This is a genomic window from Alistipes sp. An31A (assembly GCF_002159425.1).
GTDB lineage: Bacteria > Bacteroidota > Bacteroidia > Bacteroidales > Rikenellaceae > Alistipes > Alistipes excrementigallinarum.
This window is the reverse complement of record NZ_NFIO01000002.1, coordinates 2,501-19,803: the sequence shown is the minus strand read 5'-3', so window position 1 is coordinate 19,803 and position 17,303 is coordinate 2,501. Positions and strand designations below refer to the sequence as shown.

The 17,303-nt window shown below is 59.0% G+C and carries 12 protein-coding genes and 2 rRNA genes (1 of these 14 cut by a window edge); 5 read left to right on the top strand and 9 right to left on the bottom strand.

Translation table 11 applies throughout. The annotated features are described in order from the left end of the window. Nucleotides 1-28 precede the first annotated feature (28 nt). From B5F90_RS02105 to B5F90_RS02080, 6 genes are all read right to left on the bottom strand, one after another. Nucleotides 29-1,354, bottom strand: a complete 1,326-nt coding sequence (locus tag B5F90_RS02105; protein WP_087360706.1) for an acetyl-CoA hydrolase/transferase C-terminal domain-containing protein — start codon at nt 1,352-1,354, stop codon at nt 29-31. A 166-nt stretch (nt 1,355-1,520) separates the two neighbouring features. After that, nucleotides 1,521-4,400 (bottom strand): translation initiation factor IF-2, encoded by a 2,880-nt coding sequence (gene infB / locus B5F90_RS02100; RefSeq protein WP_087360704.1) that lies wholly within the window; start codon nt 4,398-4,400, stop codon nt 1,521-1,523. A 30-nt stretch (nt 4,401-4,430) separates the two neighbouring features. Next, nucleotides 4,431-5,663, bottom strand: a complete 1,233-nt coding sequence (gene nusA / locus B5F90_RS02095) for a transcription termination factor NusA (RefSeq protein ID WP_087360702.1) — start codon at nt 5,661-5,663, stop codon at nt 4,431-4,433. 84 nt (nt 5,664-5,747) lie between these two features. Beyond that, nucleotides 5,748-6,215: a ribosome assembly cofactor RimP gene (gene rimP, locus B5F90_RS02090; RefSeq protein ID WP_087360700.1), complete on the bottom strand. Its 468-nt coding sequence runs from the start codon at nt 6,213-6,215 to the stop codon at nt 5,748-5,750. A gap of 416 nt (nt 6,216-6,631) precedes the next feature. After that, entirely contained in the window at nt 6,632-7,426 is a 795-nt protein-coding gene (gene lpxA / locus B5F90_RS02085; protein WP_087360698.1) for an acyl-ACP--UDP-N-acetylglucosamine O-acyltransferase, read from the bottom strand. Between the two features lie 100 nt (nt 7,427-7,526). Further along, entirely contained in the window at nt 7,527-8,918 is a 1,392-nt protein-coding gene (locus B5F90_RS02080) for a bifunctional UDP-3-O-[3-hydroxymyristoyl] N-acetylglucosamine deacetylase/3-hydroxyacyl-ACP dehydratase (protein ID WP_087360696.1), read from the bottom strand. An 89-nt stretch (nt 8,919-9,007) separates the two neighbouring features. Between B5F90_RS02080 and B5F90_RS02075 the strand changes: the two genes are divergently transcribed. Beyond that, complete coding sequence (locus B5F90_RS02075; RefSeq protein ID WP_143256078.1) at nt 9,008-9,859, top strand: energy transducer TonB; 852 nt, start codon at nt 9,008-9,010, stop codon at nt 9,857-9,859. Nucleotides 9,860-10,506: 647 nt separating this feature from the next. Further along, on the top strand, nt 10,507-12,003 hold the full coding sequence (locus tag B5F90_RS02070) for a potassium/proton antiporter (protein WP_087360694.1): 1,497 nt from the start codon (nt 10,507-10,509) through the stop codon (nt 12,001-12,003). A 237-nt stretch (nt 12,004-12,240) separates the two neighbouring features. Here the strand turns inward: B5F90_RS02070 and rplT are convergent, their stop codons facing one another. Both rplT and rpmI read right to left on the bottom strand, forming a co-directional pair. Next, a complete protein-coding gene (gene rplT, locus B5F90_RS02065; protein ID WP_087360691.1) occupies nt 12,241-12,585 on the bottom strand; it encodes a 50S ribosomal protein L20 in 345 nt (114 codons plus the stop codon). Between the two features lie 93 nt (nt 12,586-12,678). Next, nucleotides 12,679-12,873: a 50S ribosomal protein L35 gene (rpmI, locus tag B5F90_RS02060; RefSeq protein WP_087360689.1), complete on the bottom strand. Its 195-nt coding sequence runs from the start codon at nt 12,871-12,873 to the stop codon at nt 12,679-12,681. 346 nt (nt 12,874-13,219) lie between these two features. On the opposite strand from rpmI, the gene B5F90_RS02055 reads away from it, so the two are divergent. Continuing rightward, on the top strand, nt 13,220-13,885 hold the full coding sequence (locus B5F90_RS02055) for an MgtC/SapB family protein (RefSeq protein WP_087360687.1): 666 nt from the start codon (nt 13,220-13,222) through the stop codon (nt 13,883-13,885). Nucleotides 13,886-13,911: 26 nt separating this feature from the next. On the opposite strand, the gene B5F90_RS02050 is transcribed toward B5F90_RS02055, so the two are convergent. Further along, entirely contained in the window at nt 13,912-14,532 is a 621-nt protein-coding gene (locus B5F90_RS02050; protein ID WP_262481249.1) for a YiiX/YebB-like N1pC/P60 family cysteine hydrolase, read from the bottom strand. 516 nt (nt 14,533-15,048) lie between these two features. Between B5F90_RS02050 and B5F90_RS02040 the strand changes: the two genes are divergently transcribed. Together B5F90_RS02040 and B5F90_RS02035 are read left to right on the top strand one after the other, a co-directional pair. Further along, a 16S ribosomal RNA gene (locus B5F90_RS02040) occupies nt 15,049-16,576 on the top strand. A gap of 183 nt (nt 16,577-16,759) precedes the next feature. Next, nucleotides 16,760-17,303: ribosomal RNA gene (locus B5F90_RS02035) — 23S ribosomal RNA — on the top strand; it runs 2,327 nt beyond the window's last position. The 16S and 23S rRNA genes sit together here, the layout of an rRNA operon.

The window sequence follows — 17,303 nt, the reverse complement described above, 5'->3', positions numbered from 1 at the left end:
GGACTGCATTTGGCGGGAAGAGTATGGACTACTTCTTCTGGGCCATGTAGTTCTTCACATAGTGGTGGTGCGAACCGAAGCGCTCGAATGCGGCGCGGTCGAGCTCCTCCTGGGCCGAGGGGTGTGCCACCGAGATAATCAGGCGGGCACGCTCCTGGAGCGTCTTGCCGTAGAGGTCCACGGCACCGTTCTCGGTGACGAACCAGTGGATGTGGTTGCGCGTGGTAACCACACCGGCACCCGGCGTCAGCACGGGGGCAATCTTCGAAACACCCTTGTTCGTAATCGAAGGCATGGCGATGATGGCCTTGCCGCCCTTCGAGAGCGAGGCTCCGTAGACGAAGTCAATCTGACCGCCGACGCCCGAATAGAACTTCGTGCCCAGCGAGTCGGCGCATACCTGACCCGTCAGGTCAACCTGCAGCGCCGAGTTGATGGCCGTCACGCGGTCGTTCTTGGCGATGATGTAGGGGTCGTTCGTGTAGCCGACGTCCATCATCAGCACGCCCGGGTTGTCGTCGATGAAGTCGTAGACGCGCTGCGAACCCATCAGGAAGGTCGATACCATCTTGCCCTTGTCGATGTTCTTAGCCTCGCCGTTGATGACACCCTTCTCAACCAGCGGCAGTACGCCGTCGGCGAACATCTCGGTGTGGATACCGAGGTTCTTGTGGTTGCCCAGCTGTGCCAGCACGGCGTTGGGAATGGCGCCGATACCCATCTGCAGCGTAGCGCCGTCCTCGATGAGCGCCGCGCAGTGCTTGCCGATGGCCGTCTCAATCTCGTTGGGCTCGGTGAAGTGTGCCTCCATGAGCGGCGTGTCGTCCTGAACGAAGAGGTCGATTTTCGAGACGTGAATCATCGCGTCACCGAAGGCGCGGGGAACGTGCTTGTTCACGACGGCAATGACGTGCTCGGCCGTCTCGACGGCAGCCAGCGTGGCGTCGACCGACGTACCCAGCGATACGTAGCCGTGCTTGTCGGGGGCCGAGACCTGAATCATGGCCACGTTGCAGGGAACCACTCCCGAACGGTAGAGACGCTGCGTCTCGCTCAGGAAGATGGGAATGTAGTCGGCGTAGCCGCTCTGGGTCACCTTGCGGACGTTGCCGCCTACGAAGAACGAATCGAGCTGGAAGACCCCCTCGAACTTCGGGTCGGCATAGGGTGCCGGGCCCTCGGTGTGCAGGTGGTGGATGTGTACATCCTTCAGCTCGCCCGCCTCGCCGCGTGCGCACATGGCGTTGATGAGGCACTGGGGTGCCGATGCTACGGAGCTCAGGTGGACGTGGTCGCCCGACTTGATGACCTTGACGGCCTCCTCCGGTGTCGTGAATTTGATTTGGGTGTTCATTGTGTGTGTAAATTTTTGGTATTAGGCCTTTAGTTTTGGTTGTTGCCGTTTCCGGGGTGCGGTTCCCGCCGGCGCTGTGCCGCTCCGATGCCCGCTGCACATGCTTGCGGAGTCGGGCGGGGGAGCGCTCTGCGCCGGGTCGGTGCCGCTGTTCTCTCTACGCGGGTTACTTGGTCCGTTTTACCTCGACCTGCTCGTATCCCTCGATGATGTCGCCAATCTTGACGTCGTTGAACGATTCGATGTTCAGACCGCAGTCCTGACCCGAGGTGACCTCCTTGACGTCGTCCTTGAAGCGCTTGAGCGAACCCAGCTTGCCGGTGTAGATGACGATACCGTCGCGGATGACACGAATCGGGGTGTTGCGCGTGAGCTTGCCTTCGCGGACGATGCAGCCCGCAACGGTGCCCACCTTCGAAATCTTGAAAATCTCCATCACCTCGACCGAAGCCACAATCTCCTCCTTCATCACCGGCTCGAGCATGCCCTCGATGGCATCCTTGATGTCGTTGATGGCGTCGTAGATAATCGAGTAGAGGCGGATTTCAATCTCCTCGCTCTCGGCCAGTTTGCGGGCGGCGGCCGACGGACGCACCTGGAAGCCGACGATGATGGCGTTCGAGGCGGCGGCCAGCAGCACGTCGGACTCCGAAATCTGACCTACGGCGGCGTGGATGACGTTCACCTGGACGCTCTCCTTCGAGAGCTTGATGAGCGAACCCGACATCGCCTCGACCGAACCGTCCACGTCGCCCTTGACGATGATGTTCAGCTCCTTGAACGAGCCGATGGCGATGCGGCGGCCGATTTCGTCGAGCGTCACGTGCTTCTGGGTCATGATGCCCTGCATGCGCTGCAGCTGCTCGCGCTTGTTGGCGATTTCGCGGGCCGAACGGTCGTCGTCCATCACGTTGAATGAGTCACCGGCCTGCGGCGCGCCGTTCAGACCGAGCACCTGGACCGGCGTCGAGGGACCGGCCTCGGTCACCTTCTTGCCGTTCTCGTTGAACATCGCCTTGACACGGCCCGTGTAGGTTCCCGACAGGATGACGTCGCCCACGTGGAGCGTACCGCCCTGCACGAGCACCGTCGAGACGTAGCCGCGCCCCTTGTCGAGCGTCGACTCGATGACCGTACCGACCGCCTTCTTGTTGGGGTTGGCCCTCAGGTTGAGCATCTCGGCCTCGAGCAGCACCTTCTCGAGCAGTTTGTCGAGGTTGATGCCCTTCTTGGCCGAAATCTCCTGGTCCTGATACTTGCCGCCCCACGACTCGACCAGGTAGTTCATTTGGGCGAGCTGCTCCTTGATGTGGTCGGGGTTGGCACCCGGCTTGTCGATTTTGTTGATGGCGAAGACCATCGGCACACCGGCCGCCTGGGCATGGTTGATGGCCTCGATGGTCTGCGGCATGACGTTGTCGTCGGCCGCCACGATGATGATGGCGACGTCGGTCACGGCGGCGCCGCGGGCACGCATGGCGGTGAAGGCCTCGTGACCCGGCGTATCGAGGAAGGTAATCTTCTGTCCGTTGAGCTCCACGCTGTAGGCACCGATGTGCTGCGTGATACCGCCCGCCTCGCCTTCGATGACGTTCGTCTTGCGGATGTTGTCCAGCAGCGAGGTCTTACCGTGGTCGACGTGACCCATCACCGTCACGATGGGCGGACGCGGAACGAGGTCTTCCTCCTTGTCCTCGTCGTTGTGGATGGCCTCCTGAATCTCCACCGATACGAACTCGACCTTGAAGCCGAACTCCTCGGCGACGACCACCAGCGCCTCGGCGTCGAGCCGCTGGTTGATGGATACCATCAGACCCAGGTTCATGCAGGCGGTGATGACCTCCGTAGGCGATACGTTCATCATCGTGGCCAGCTCGCTCACGGTGACGAACTCGGTCACCTTCAGCGTCGAACGTTCCTGTTCCTCGCGTTCGAACTCCTCGTTCATGCGCTCGGCGACCGCCTCGCGCTTGTCCTTGCGGTATTTTGCGCTCTTGCTCTTGGCACCCTTGGCCGTCAGTCGGGCCAGCGTATCCTTGACCTGCTTCGATACCTCCTCGTCGCTCACTTCGGGACGGACGATGGGTTTCGGGGCCTTGTTGTTCTTGTTCTTGTTGCGGCGGCCTTCGCCCGGCTTGGGCTGATTCTGCTGGTTCTGCTGGCCGCCCGGACGGTTCTGGCCGCCCTGACCGTTGCCGCCCCTGTTACCCTGGGCATTGCCGCTCTTCTGGGCGCTCTTCGTCACGTCGACCTTCTCCTTCTGCAGGCGCTTGCGCTTGTGGCGTCCGCCCGGAACGAAGCCCGAGACATCCATCGTGCCGAGCACCTGAGGTCCGGCCAGCGGCGTGATGGTCGGACGGAAAACGTTGTCCTTCGGAGCCTCGGCCGGAGCCGCTTCGGCAGCCTTGGGCGCCGTTTCGGCCGGCTGGGCTGCCGGCGTTGCTACGGCGGGGCGGGGTGTTTCGACCGCCTTGGGTGCCGTTTCAGCGGCGGGGGCAGGGGCCGGTGCCGCAGCCTCGCTCTTCTCAACCTTCGGCTCGGCGGCGGGTGCGGCCGGCTGTGCGGGAGCGGCCGGTTTCGGCGCCTCGGCCTTCGGCTCGGCGGTCTGTACGGGACGGTTTGCGGCAGCGGCAGCCGTTGCCGCGCCTTGTGCAGGCTCGGTATGGGCGACCTGAGCCTTCGGTTTGGGATTCAGGTCGATTTTGCCGAGGAACTTGGGCTGCGGAATCTCATCCTTCACGCTGATGACGTGGCTCTTGATGACCACCTCCTTCTCCTCCTCGCGCTCCTTCTGTCTGGCGGCCTCCAGAGTCACGGTGCCCTGTTTCATCGAAATCCGTTCGCGGACACTTTCCCGGGCGTTGCCGGCGTTGCGGTTGGCGCCGAACTCCTTCTCCAGCACGGCGTAGGTCTCCGCGTCGACCAGCGTATTGGGCGACCCGTCGCTTTTGATGCCCTTCTTCTGCAGGAAGTCCGTGATGGTGTTGAGCCCCACCTTGAACTCCTTTGCAACCTGAATGAGCCTTAATTTTCTTTCGTTACCCATAATATCTCTTCTCTCCTTTCTTGCTTTAAGTTACTCTTCGAATTCGGCCTTGAGAATCTCGACGACCTTCTGTGCCTGCTCCAGTTCGAGGTCGGCGCGGTTGGCAATCTCCTCGACGGGGAGTTCCAGCACGCTCTTGGCCGTATCGCAGCCGGCGGCCTTCAGCGCGTCGATAATCCATCCGTCGATTTCGTCGGCGAATTCCGTGAGGGCGACGTCCTCCTCCTCGACTTCGCGGTAGACGTCGATGTCGTAACCCGTGAGCATCTTCGAAAGGCGGATGTTCAGACCGCCCTTGCCGATGGCCAGCGAGACCTGGTCGGGCTTGAGGTATACCGAAGCGGTCTTCTTCTCCTCGTCGATGGTAATCGATGAAATCTTGGCGGGGTTGAGTGCGCGCTGAATCATCAGCTGCGGGTTGGAGGTGTAGTTCACCACGTCGATGTTCTCGTTGCGCAGCTCCTTGACAATCGAGTAGATGCGCGAGCCCTTCATGCCGACGCATGCGCCCACGGGGTCGATGCGTTCGTCGTAGGACTCGACGGCCACCTTGGCGCGCTCGCCGGGGATGCGGACAATCTTCTTGATGGTAATCAGACCGTCGAAGATTTCGGGCACCTCCTGCTCGAAGAGCCGCTCGAGGAACTGGGGCGCCGTGCGCGAAAGGATGATGCGCGGCTGATTGTTGTTCATCTCCACGCTCTTGACAATGGCCTTGATGGTGTCACCCTTGCGGTAGAAGTCGTTGGGAATCTGCTCGGCCTTCGGGAGGATGAGCTCGTTTTCCTCGTCGTCGAGGACCAGCACCTCCTTCTTCCATACCTGGTAGACCTCGCCCGTGACGATTTCGCCCACCTTCTCCGAATACTTCTCGTAGAGGTTGGCCTTCTCGAGGTCGAGGATGCGCGAGGCCAGATTCTGACGGAGCGAGAGCACCGTACGGCGGCCGAACGACGAGAGCTTGATTTCGTCGGCATACTCGTCGCCGATTTCGTAGGTCGGGTCGATGGCCTTGACCTCCGAGACGGCAATCTGCATGTTGGGGTTCTCCACGGCGCCGTCCTCGACGACGGTGCGGTTGCGCCAGATTTCGAGGTCGCCCTTTTCGGGGTTGATGATGACGTCGAAATTCTCGTCGGTTTCATACTGCTTCTGCAGCGCGTGGCGGAAGACGTCCTCCAGCACGCCAATCATCGTGCTCTTGTCGATGTTCTTCAACTCCTTGAACTCGGCAAAGTTGCTGATAAGGTTGAGATTGTCCATTGTCGTTCTATGTTTTTTTGTTTTGTTTCCGATTTAGTCTTCATCCGCCTCAATCCGTCTCATGGAGGCGCGGCGGCTCCGGCGCTATTTGAAATCGAGATACTCCTTGGTGTATTTGACCTCGGTGAAGGGGTAGGTGCGGCTCACCGTGACGCTCTGCTTGCGCTTCTTGCCCTCGACGGCCTGCTTCTCCTCGTAGGAGAGGGTGATGCCCTGGTCGTCGGCGGCGTCGAGCCGTGCAAGAATCTTCGTGCCGTTGAGCAGCAGCACCTCGACCGAGCGGCCGATGAGCTTGCGGTACTGGCGCAGCTGTTTGAGCTCCGAGCCGATGCCGGCCGAAGCGACCGTGAGCGAGAAATCCTCGTTGTCGCGGTCGAGCACCTCCTCGATGGCGCGGTTCAGGTCGGCACAGGTGTCGATGTCGACCGACGTGTCGCTGTCGATGAGCAGTTCGATGTCGTTGCCCGCCGTGCAGGTGCAGCTCACCACGAACATGTCCGTTCCAGCGAGCCGGCTCTCGGCCAGTGCGATGATTTTCTGAGTATCTATCATAGTCTCTTGTTGTGCTTCGTTCGGTTTCGGTTTCGGCTTTTCCGCCGGTCTTCGGGTTTCAGGTCCTTTGGTCTTCAAGTTCCTCGGCCTCCCGGTCCTTCAGCCTCCTGATTCCTTGGTCTTTTTCTCCCCCTGCCTCTCTCGCCCCCCCCTGGCTCCCGTGCTCGCATCCTCCTCCTTGTTCGCTCCGGCCTTGCCCGCTCGGCCCTTTTCTCCTTTGTCCGTGCCTGCGGACGCCTCATCGGCCGTTGTGGAGGGTGGCCCTTTTTCGGGGCGAAAGCCCGGATGGGGTGGGGTATTACTACGAAATAAGGGGACTTTTGCGTCCCCTTACTGCGTGCATTCGTCTTTCGACAATGCAAATATAGGATTAATTTCCGAAGAAACCAACACTTTCTTCGAAAAAACCGTGTAAACTATGCTTTTTCCGCATCGGCCGCATAGGGCTTGATGATTCCGCGCTGCGACGAGCGGATGAATTGCAGCAGTGCGTCGCGGTCGTCGCTCTGGGGAATCTGACGCTCCACCTCCTCGCAGCCGGCCAGATAGTTCAGCCCGCTCTGGAAGAGGATGCGGCAGGCGTCGTGGATTTCGCCGATGCGCTGCGGCGTGAATCCGCGGCGCGAGAGACCAATCTTGTTGATGCCGGCGAAGCGCAGCGTATCGTTGCGGACGATGACGTAGGGCGGAATGTCCTTGCCTACCAGCGCGCCGCCCTGGACCATCGCATGGGCGCCGATGCGCACCCACTGGTGTACGGCCACGTGGCCGCCGATAACGCACCAGTCACCCACCTCGACCTCGCCGGCCAGCGAAACGCGGTTGGCGATGACGCAGTGATTGCCCACCACGTCGTCGTGAGCGATGTGCACGTAGGCCATGATGAGGTTGTGGTCACCCACGACGGTCTTGCCGCGCGAGGCGGTGCCGCGGCTGATGGTCACATACTCGCGGATGTCGTTGTAGTCGCCGATTTCAGCGGTCGTGACCTCTCCGGCGAACTTCAGGTCCTGCGGCAGGCAGGCAATCGAAGCGGCCGTATGGATTTTGCACCCCTTGCCGATGCGGGCGCCGTCGTGAATCACGGCGCCGGGGCCAATCCAGCAGTCATCGCCGATGACCACGTCGCCGGCAATGCAGGCAAAGGGCTCGACGGTGACGTTGGCACCGAGTTTTGCGTCGGGATGTACGTATGCTAACTTGCTAATCATATATAGGAATATCGTCGTTTGTCCGGCAGCGCATGGAGACCGGGTGACGGCAGAGGGCCTCCCGCAGCAACCGGCTGCAGAAGGCCCCTCCGTACGGGTTTTACTTCTTGTTCTTGACAATCTGGGCCATCAGCGTAGCCTCGCAGGCGAGCGTCTCGCCGACGAAGGCCTTGGCCTCGACCAGAGCGACACCCCGGCGGATGGGCTCGAGCAGATGGATTTCGAACTGCAGCGTATCGCCGGGAACGACCTTGTGCTTGAACTTCGCGCCGTCAATCTTCATGAAATAGGTCGAGTAGTTCTCCGGGTCGGGAACGCTGCGCAGCACCATGATGCCGCTGCACTGGGCCATCGCCTCGACAATCAGCACGCCTGGCATGACGGGCTCCTCGGGGAAGTGTCCCACGAAGAAGGGCTCGTTCATCGTGACGTTCTTGATGCCGGCCACCGACGTGCTGTCGCAGTGGAAGATGCGGTCGATGAGCAGGAAGGGTGGGCGGTGGGGCAGCATGCGACGGATGTCGTTGATGTCGTAGAGCGCCGGCTTGCGGCAGTCGTAGTAGTAACGCGGCTTCTCGCCCGCCTTGCGGATGGTGTGCTTGAGCTGGCGCATGAACTCCGTGTTGGCGAAGTGGCCGGGGCGGGTGGCCCATACGCGGCCCTTGATGCGCTGGCCCAGCAGGGCGAAGTCGCCCAGCAGGTCGAGCAGCTTGTGGCGTGCCAGCTCGTTGTTGAAGCGCAGCTCGAGGTTGTTCAGATAACCCCCCGTGATGCGGATATCGGGTTTGTTGAAGATTTTCTTGAGGTGCTCCAGCTGCTCGTCGGGTACGGGATTCTCCACCACGACGATGGCATTGTCCAGGTCGCCGCCCTTGATGAGGTTCATCTTCATCAGCGGCTCAAGCTCGTGCAGGAAGACGAAGGTGCGGCAGGGGGCGATTTTGGCCGTGTAGTCGTCACCGGGGTTGAAGGTGGCGTACTGGTTGCCGATGATTTTCGAGTTGTAGTCGACGTGGAGCGATACGGAGAATTCGTCGTCGGGGAAGAGGATGATGGCCACGCCCTTCTCGGGAATCGTGTAGACCATCTTCTCGGTCACCTGGAAGTATTTGCGTTCCGCCTCCTGCTCCTCGAGGCCCGTCTGGCTGATGGCCTGTGCGTATTCGCGTGCCGAGCCATCCATGATGGGGGTCTCCGGGGCGTCGATGTCGATGACGGCATTGTCCACACCCAGTGTCCAGAGGGCCGACATGACGTGCTCGATGGTGCTGACCCGGTTGCCGGCATGCTCGATGGTCGTGCCGCGCGAGGTATCCACTACGTAGTCGCAGAGCGCCGGAATCTCGGGGCAGCCCTCGAGGTCGATGCGCCGGAATACGATGCCGCGGTCGGCCTGAGCGGGACGGATGGTCATGTTCACGCTGACGCCGGTATGTAAGCCCTTTCCCGAAAAGGAGATGGGAGCCTTGAGCGTTTGTTGTTTGGTAGACATAGGCGGTGAATTTGTTGTATATTTGCGCGCAAAGATATTAATTTTTCGTTAAAAAGCGTTATTTTTGCGGACAAATTTCAGCACAGCGAATGACTCCCAGCCGACAGAATAATCCGGTCGAACCCTCCTCCGGTCGTGAAGCCGCCCCCGCTCCGGAGCGCGGAAAGGGTCCCGCCGGACGGCGTCCCCGGCTCAACCTGCCCTTCGACAACCGGCGCGAGGATGCGGGGTCGTGGGCCTATGACCATCGCGTGGGTCTGTGCGTGACGCTCATCGCCTATCTGGTGGTGATGATTGTCTTTGTCAGCTCGAAAATCGTCATCGGACAGCGTGCCCAGACGCAGGGGATGTTCATCGACCTGCAGACGCTTTCCGAGCTGGAGGAGCAGCGCGAGCAGCTCGAGGAGGAGGTGCGCCAGCGGCAGCAGGATGCGGCCGACTGGGCGAGCATCCGCAACCGCATGTCGAACGAGAATGCCGCGGAAGGGGAACTGCGCGACGACCGCGGCACCGACATGCGTGCGCTCGACGAGGCGGCCTCCGACGCCGAGGAGCGGCTGCGGGCCAACCGCGAGGCCTACGAGCAGGGGCTGGCCGAGGAGCGGGCCATCCGCGAGCGGCGGGGCGGCGGCAAAACGGGCGAGAGCAGCGACGTGAAGGTCAAGGGACGCGTGACGGTCTCCTTCTCGCTGAAGAATCCCGTGCGGACGAAGCGCTACCTCGAGGTGCCGGCCTACCGGTGCGAGAGCGGCGGCGAGGTGGTGGTCGAAATCACGGTCAACCGGGCCGGAGAGGTGACGGCCGCCCGTGTGCGGTCGGGCGGTGACGCCTGCATGCGCGAGATGGCCGAACGTGCCGCGCGCAACTCGCTCTTCAACATCGACGACTCGGCTCCCGCACGTCAGACGGGAACCATCACCTACATCTTCATTCCCCAGTAGCATATCCGGTCCGGGCTTTGCCGCGCAGGGTGTGTCTTGGCATGCCCCGGCGAGCAGCATGCCCTGGCGTGTCCGGAAATATTCCGGCATGCGGGGCGGTGCGCTCCGCACGGACTGTTCGACGGTTTGCGCCCTCTTTTCTTGTCGCCTTTCGCTATCCCGGCTCTCGTTTGCTGTTTGCGAAGGCAGCTTCGGCCGGGCGTTTCACAGGCGGGAATCTCTCCGCAGCGAGACGCCGCTCTCTGCTGCAGGCGGATGAGGGCCGCCTTTTCCATTTTTCCCGATTGCTCTCCCATTTTTCGCCAACGACGGGCTTTTTCGGAGCGGGAGCAGCCTCTGGCGGATAATTTTTCCTATCTTTGTAACGTTCCGATGATGCGGTTCCGTCGGGAAGCCGGTCCGGGTGCCTCTTTGTCGGAGGAACCTTCGTCTTGCACCCGGTTGCGCCTCCGCATCGGCGGAGCTGTCTGCGCCGGCTGTGGGACGGCGGAAGACGGCGTGAACCGCAGGCGGGGCACTATGGCCTGAGTTGTGCATCAGTCGGTTATGGCCCGTTTTTTGCGCGCCGCGCCGTGCACGCGGGCGGCATGACCCCGACGGCGGGGCCTTGCCGATGTGGATTTCCGAATTGTAACAAACGAATATCGATGGTTTACTTCAGTACCGAAAATATCGTCTTGATTGGCGCCCTGCTGCTCTTCGTGGCGGTGATGGCGGGCAAGCTGGCCTATCGCTTCGGCGCACCGGCGCTGCTACTCTTTCTGGGGGTCGGCATGCTCTTCGGGTGGCACTTCATCTCGTACCGCTCGCTCGACATGACGCAATTCATCGGCATGATTGCCCTCTGCGTCATCCTCTTCACGGGCGGCATGGATACCAAGTTCTCTGACATACGTCCGGTTATCGGGCCCGGAGTGCTGCTGGCGACGGTCGGTGTGATTGTCACGGCCTTCATCGTGGCCGGTCTGGTCTGGTTCATCGCGCCGTGGCTCGGCATCGAGATGCCCTTTGCCCTCGCGCTGCTGCTCGCCTCGACGATGGCCTCGACCGACTCGGCGTCGGTCTTCTCGATTCTGCGAACCAAAAAGCAGGGGCTGAGCCAGAACCTGCGTCCGCTGCTCGAGCTCGAGAGCGGCTCGAACGACCCGATGGCCTACATGCTTACGGTGCTGCTGGTCGGGGTGCTCACCTCGCCCGATGCCGGCGGTATGGGCATCGGTTCCGGACTGCTGATGCTGGTCGTTCAGTTTGTTGTCGGAGCCCTTTCGGGCTATCTTATCGGACGGCTGGCCGTCTGGACCATCAACCGGATTAATCTGACCAACACGTCGCTCTATTCGGTGCTGCTGCTGGCCTTCATCTTCTTCTCCTTCTCGTTTACCGACCTTTTGCGCGGCAACGGCTATCTGGCGGTCTACATTTCGGGACTGGTCGTGGGCAACTACAAGCTGACGCAGAAACGGACGCTGACGATTTTCTTCGACGGCTTCACCTGGCTGGTGCAGATTGTGATGTTCCTCACGCTGGGCCTCTTCGTCAACAGCCATGAACTCTTCGAGCCGCGCGTGCTGATTTTCGGCGTGGTGGTGGCCGCCTGCCTGATGCTGGTGGCGCGCCCCGTTTCGGTCTTCCTCTGCATGGCCCCCTTCCGTCGCTTCTCCGCCAAGGCCCGGCTCTACGTCTCGTGGGTGGGGCTGCGCGGCGCCGTGCCGATTATCTTTGCCACCTACCCGCTCATGGCGGGCGTCGAGCATGCCGAGCTGCTCTTTAATGTGGTCTTCATCGGAACCATCATCTCGCTGCTGGTCCAGGGAACGACCGTGAGCGGCATGGCCAACCTGCTCGGCCTGGCCTTCAAGGAGCGCAAGCCGTCGTTCGACGTCGACATGCAGGACAACATCCATTCGGTGCTCACCGAGGTCGAGGTGAACGAGGGGATGCTCGAGAACGGACATACGCTCAGCCGGATTATTCTGCCGGACAATACGCTGGTGATGATGGTCTGCCGCGACGGTGAATACTTCGTGCCGCAGGGCAAGACCGAGCTGAAGGTGGGCGACAAGCTGCTGGTGATTTCGGACCGGGGCGAGGAGCTGGCCACCACCTACAAGGATATGGGAATAGACGATGTCATGAAGCTCTGAGTGACGTCGTCCGGGAGAGCTGGAGGCAGCCCCGATGAGAGACGGCCGTCTGTCCGGTCATGCGCGGTTCCGCAACGGAGCCGCGCTTTTTGTTTGAGCGCTCGGCCGGTGACTTCTATGTTTCAGACAAAAAAGAGCGGGACACCCTGTGGGGCGTCCCGCCTTTTTTGCAGCGCGGCGGCAAGTTGCCTTTCCGACGCGGCTGCGGTGAACTCGCCGGGCTCAGGCCCGACCGTGCTATTTAACTGCATTAACTATTGCTTCGAATGCCTTCGGCTCGTTCATTGCCAGGTCGGCCAGAACCTTGCGGTTGAGGACGATGCCCTTGGCGTTGATTTTGCCGATGAATTGCGAATAGGTCATTCCCTGCGCGCGGACGGCAGCGTTGATACGCATAATCCACAGCGAACGGAATGTCCGCTTCTTGAGCTGACGGTGTGCATAAGCATACTGCAGACCCTTCTCGACCGTGTTTTTGGCAACGGTCCACACATTTCCCCTTGAACCAAAGTTACCCTTGGCAAGTTTCAAAACCTTTTTTCTTCTTGCGCGAGACGCAACAGCATTAACTGAACGTGGCATAGTGATTAAAGTTTTTGAGAGCTGTCAGCGACGTGTTTCTCTCACGTTCTTCGGGGCTGATTCGCTCTTGATTAGTAAAATTCCGCAGGTCAATTACTTGACGAGCAGGTTCTTGATTTTAGCCTCATCGGCTGCCGAAACGATACCCGAATAGCAGAGGTTACGCTTCTGTTTTTTAGTCTTTTTGGTCAGGATGTGACTGTGATAAGCGTGCTGACGCTTAATCTTACCTGTGCCGGTGAAGGTGAAACGCTTCTTCGCAGCGGCATTAGTTTTCATTTTTGGCATGGTCGTAAACAGTTAATTCGTTAAACATAGCCTGCAAAGATACAAATTTTTTCGTGGAACAATACGTTCGGAACAAATTTTTCGTATTTCGGACGCAAAATCTCCTGCCGGCAACCGCCGCAGAGGGGGTAGGGCGGGGTGGAGCCTGCGCCGTGAGGGTCATATCCCCCCGCAGTAGCCGGCGGGGGTTGGCCGTCCGGCTGTTTTGTACTATATTTGTAGTACGGAAGGGGCTGTCCGTGACGGGGCCTGCCGAGAGGCCCGGCCTGAAGGGCGCGGTTGCTCAGGTGCGAAGAGCTTCGGTGGCGGATGCCTCTGCCGTCCTAAAATAGTGGAAGAGCACATCATGGAGTGGAATTTTGTTTTGAGGCTCTGCGTGGCAGGGCTCTGCGGAACGGTCATCGGACTCGACCGCGAATATCGGGTGAAGGATGCAGGTTTCCGCACCCATTTTTTGGTGGCGATGGGCAGTGCGTTGATGATGCTCGTCTCTCAGTACGGTTTCAGCGACATTCTTTCGGCCGTGCCCGAGGTGAAGCTCGACCCGAGCCGCATCGCCGCACAGGTGGTGAGCGGCATCGGCTTCATCGGTGCCGGTACGATTATCATCCACCGTCAGCTGGTCCGCGGCCTGACGACCGCCGCCAGCCTCTGGGCCTCGGCCGGCATCGGTCTGGCTTCGGGCGCCGGAATGTATCTGGTTGCCGGAGCGGCGACGGTCCTCACGCTGATTGGTCTCGAGGGGCTTAACCTCGTCTTCCGCCGCCTGGGGCAGCGGCGCATCATGCTCGTCTTCTCGGCTGCCGACCGCAACGTGCTCAACGAGGCCTTCAACCGCCTTAAGTCCGAGGATTATACGGTCCTCTCCTACGAGGTGACGGCCGAGCGGAGCGGGGAGGGAATGCTCTACCGCGCGACGCTCGTCATTCGGGCCAAAAGCTCGGCGGGTGAAGACCGCTACCTGGCCGTGCTGCAGAATGACCCCGATATCACGGTCGAACGGATTGTCTGAACGCCCTTTGTCCCGGCTTTCGGCCGTTATCTGTCTCTGAATCTGAAGAAGTGGCCCGTGATGCGGAGTGCGCTGTCGCGTGCCATCTCGTTGGGGTTGGTTCCCGGCACACCCTCCGGCACCTCCTCGCCGAGCCGCTCGTAGAGCTCCCTCCAGTAGCGGGGCAGTTCACCCTGTTCGTCGCGGAAGTTCATCGGCCGTGCCGGGAAGATGCGCTCGCCCGACGGCCGGCGGTAACTCTCCCATACCAATTCGCTGCAATACATCTTTCCGTTGTCGGGCCGGTACGAGTAGTCGTAGGGCTCGCCCAGATGCTGCCGTGCGCGGTTAAGTGAGGCGGCAAGCCCCGATGTATCCCTCAGTCGCGCTGCCGTGACGGCCGGGGCCCCGTCGATGCGTGCCGCCCCCTCCAGAAACTCTTCGAGCGTCGTCATCCGCACGCCGCCCTCCGAGGTCGCCTCAAGTACCGAATCGGCCCCGCCGTTCACCACGGCGATGCCCACATGGGTGTAGGAGAGCTCCCGAGCGGAGCCCGTTGCCGAGCGAATAGCCTCGCTCATTGCCGAGCCGGCTCCCGCCTCAAAGAGCAAATCGCCGCTCTGAAGCTTCGGCCGGGCCGGGGTACAACTGGCAGCGGCACATGCCATACCTATATATATTAATAAATGTTTCATGCACTTCTCTCTTTGCAGGACAAAGATAATGCTTTCCATGTCATTCTGAAACCTCGCTGATAATCTGTCGATTGCTTTTTCGGGTGTAAAAAATCGAAAAAAAGTTGTGAAAAGTTTGTAAAAAAGCTAAAAAAGTACTTATCTTTGCACCCGCTTTGAGAGAGAAACCCGCGAGGGTTTGGAACTCGAGGCGGAGCAAGGTTCTTTCGAATATCCGGTCTGATTCGGGGTTTGAAAAAAACATCGAAAAAGATTTGGAGGTTTCAAAAAAAGGAATTACCTTTGCACCACTTTCCCACTAAAAACTGGGACGGTTCACCGAGGGGTCGACAAGGCCGGCGGGGGACTGAAAAAAAGAGAAAGTTCTTTATAGCAATATAGGAACGGTGTTCTTTGAAGTATTTGAGCAGCTAAAGTTTATCCACTCTTCGGAGTGATTTCAAACAATACCTTTGAGATAGAGCTAAAGATTTAACAAAACATTTTTTTACAATGGAGAGTTTGATCCTGGCTCAGGATGAACGCTAGCGGCAGGCTTAACACATGCAAGTCGAGGGGCAGCGAGATTGAAGCTTGCTTCAATTGTCGGCGACCGGCGGACGGGTGCGTAACGCGTATGCAACCTACCCATAACAGGGGGATAACACTGAGAAATTGGTACTAATACCCCATAACATCTCGAGTGGCATCACTTGGGGTTGAAAGCTTCGGTGGTTATGGATGGGCATGCGTTGTATTAGCTAGTTGGTGAGGTAACGGCTCACCAAGGCGACGATACATAGGGGGACTGAGAGGTTAACCCCCCACATTGGTACTGAGACACGGACCAAACTCCTACGGGAGGCAGCAGTGAGGAATATTGGTCAATGGACGGAAGTCTGAACCAGCCATGCCGCGTGCAGGATGACGGCTCTATGAGTTGTAAACTGCTTTTGTACGAGGGTAAACCCGAATACGTGTATTCGGCTGAAAGTATCGTACGAATAAGGATCGGCTAACTCCGTGCCAGCAGCCGCGGTAATACGGAGGATCCAAGCGTTATCCGGATTTATTGGGTTTAAAGGGTGCGTAGGCGGTCAGATAAGTTAGAGGTGAAATTCCGGTGCTTAACACCGGCGCTGCCTCTAATACTGTTTGACTAGAGAGTAGTTGCGGTAGGCGGAATGTATGGTGTAGCGGTGAAATGCTTAGAGATCATACAGAACACCGATTGCGAAGGCAGCTTACCAAGCTATATCTGACGTTGAGGCACGAAAGCGTGGGGAGCAAACAGGATTAGATACCCTGGTAGTCCACGCAGTAAACGATGATAACTCGTTGTCGGCGATACAATGTCGGTGACTAAGCGAAAGCGATAAGTTATCCACCTGGGGAGTACGTTCGCAAGAATGAAACTCAAAGGAATTGACGGGGGCCCGCACAAGCGGAGGAACATGTGGTTTAATTCGATGATACGCGAGGAACCTTACCCGGGCTTGAAAGTTAGTGACGGACTTGGAAACAAGTCTTCCCTTCGGGGCACGAAACTAGGTGCTGCATGGTTGTCGTCAGCTCGTGCCGTGAGGTGTCGGGTTAAGTCCCATAACGAGCGCAACCCCTACCGTTAGTTGCCATCAGGTAAAGCTGGGCACTCTAGCGGGACTGCCGGTGTAAGCCGAGAGGAAGGTGGGGATGACGTCAAATCAGCACGGCCCTTACGTCCGGGGCTACACACGTGTTACAATGGTAGGTACAGAGGGCAGCTACCCTGCGAAGGGATGCGAATCTCGAAAGCCTATCTCAGTTCGGATTGGAGGCTGAAACCCGCCTCCATGAAGTTGGATTCGCTAGTAATCGCGCATCAGCCATGGCGCGGTGAATACGTTCCCGGGCCTTGTACACACCGCCCGTCAAGCCATGGGAGCTGGGGGTGCCTGAAGTTCGTGACCGCAAGGAGCGACCTAGGGCAAAACCGGTAACTGGGGCTAAGTCGTAACAAGGTAGCCGTACCGGAAGGTGCGGCTGGAACACCTCCTTTCTGGAGCTTGTTTCAAAGGTAAGCTGCTCTGAACTTCAAAGACACGCTACAACAGCACCGCTTTAGGCGTAGGTTCGAACCGAGTGCTGTTCATGAGGAACGCAAGTTCCGAAGTTCTTTGACATGATTGAGGTTATGAGATAAGGCTTCCCGAGAACGCAATAGGGTTTTCGGGAAGGAAGGAAGAAAGTAATGAAGGGCGTATGGGGAATGCCTAGGCTCTTGGAGGCGACGAAGGACGTGGTAAGCTGCGAAAAGCTCCGGGGATTTGCAAACAAGAATTGATCCGGAGATTTCCGAATGGGACAACCCGGCAGGTAGAAGACCTGTCACACGAAAGTGGGCCAACCCTCTGAACTGAAACATCTTAGTAGGAGGAGGAAAAGAAAGAAACATCGATTTCCAAAGTAGCGGCGAGCGAAATGGAAGGAGCCCAAACCGTATTTGTTACGGCAAATGCGGGGTAGTAGGACTGCAATGTTCAAGTGACTGAGAACTGGAATGATCTGGAAAGGTTATCCATAGAGAGTGAAAGGCTCGTACAGGCAATCAAGTCATGCGATAGCGGTATCCTGAGTAGGGCGGGACACGAGGAATCCTGTCTGAATTCGCCGGGACCACCCGGTAAGGCTAAATACTCCCAAGAGACCGATAGTGAACCAGTACTGTGAAGGAAAGGTGAAAAGTACCCCGAACAGGGGAGTGAAAAAGAACCTGAAACCATACG

Bases quoted from the DNA above. Each gene is read 5' to 3' on its own strand.
- B5F90_RS02105 (WP_087360706.1), bottom strand. From the start codon at position 1,354: ATGAACACCCAAATCAAATTCACGACACCGGAGGAGGCCGTCAAGGTC.
- lpxA (WP_087360698.1), bottom strand. From the start codon at position 7,426: ATGATTAGCAAGTTAGCATACGTACATCCCGACGCAAAACTCGGTGCC.
- B5F90_RS02050 (WP_262481249.1), bottom strand. From the start codon at position 14,532: ATGGCATGTGCCGCTGCCAGTTGTACCCCGGCCCGGCCGAAGCTTCAG.
- rplT (WP_087360691.1), bottom strand. From the start codon at position 12,585: ATGCCACGTTCAGTTAATGCTGTTGCGTCTCGCGCAAGAAGAAAAAAG.
- B5F90_RS02075 (WP_143256078.1), top strand. From the start codon at position 9,008: ATGACTCCCAGCCGACAGAATAATCCGGTCGAACCCTCCTCCGGTCGT.
- rimP (WP_087360700.1), bottom strand. From the start codon at position 6,215: ATGATAGATACTCAGAAAATCATCGCACTGGCCGAGAGCCGGCTCGCT.
- nusA (WP_087360702.1), bottom strand. From the start codon at position 5,663: ATGGACAATCTCAACCTTATCAGCAACTTTGCCGAGTTCAAGGAGTTG.
- B5F90_RS02055 (WP_087360687.1), top strand. From the start codon at position 13,220: ATGGAGTGGAATTTTGTTTTGAGGCTCTGCGTGGCAGGGCTCTGCGGA.
- rpmI (WP_087360689.1), bottom strand. From the start codon at position 12,873: ATGCCAAAAATGAAAACTAATGCCGCTGCGAAGAAGCGTTTCACCTTC.
- B5F90_RS02080 (WP_087360696.1), bottom strand. From the start codon at position 8,918: ATGTCTACCAAACAACAAACGCTCAAGGCTCCCATCTCCTTTTCGGGA.
- infB (WP_087360704.1), bottom strand. From the start codon at position 4,400: ATGGGTAACGAAAGAAAATTAAGGCTCATTCAGGTTGCAAAGGAGTTC.
- B5F90_RS02070 (WP_087360694.1), top strand. From the start codon at position 10,507: ATGGTTTACTTCAGTACCGAAAATATCGTCTTGATTGGCGCCCTGCTG.